Here is a 256-nt window from a genome sequence, read left to right as displayed (position 1 = left end):
GCTGGTCGAGATGGCTGACAGCATGATCACGGGCGGGCAACTGGGTGGTTTGCTCACGTTCCGCTCGGATGCGCTCGATTCGGTGCAAAACGATCTGGGGCGGGTTGCCCTGGGGATTTCGGTTGCCCTCAATGAGCAGCATGTCCAGGGCTACGACTTGTCAGGCGTACAGGGCACCAATCTGTTCAGTGTCGGGACGCCCAAGGTCATCGGGAATGCCGGTAATGACGCCGCAGCCGGTTCTCCGGTGGCTTCC

General features: G+C 61.3%; 1 protein-coding gene. It reads left to right on the top strand.

Going from position 1 to position 256, the window contains the following annotated elements; translation table 11 throughout:
* Positions 1-256, top strand: a 256-nt coding sequence (locus WDW90_RS40125) for a FlgK family flagellar hook-associated protein (protein WP_336493120.1), incomplete at both ends; no start/stop codon positions are given.

Source organism: Methylobacterium nigriterrae, from assembly GCF_037106235.1.
GTDB classification, from domain to species: domain Bacteria; phylum Pseudomonadota; class Alphaproteobacteria; order Rhizobiales; family Beijerinckiaceae; genus Methylobacterium; species Methylobacterium nigriterrae.
Note: the sequence above shows the minus strand (reverse complement) of the source record. Positions and strands in the feature narration are given on the sequence as shown.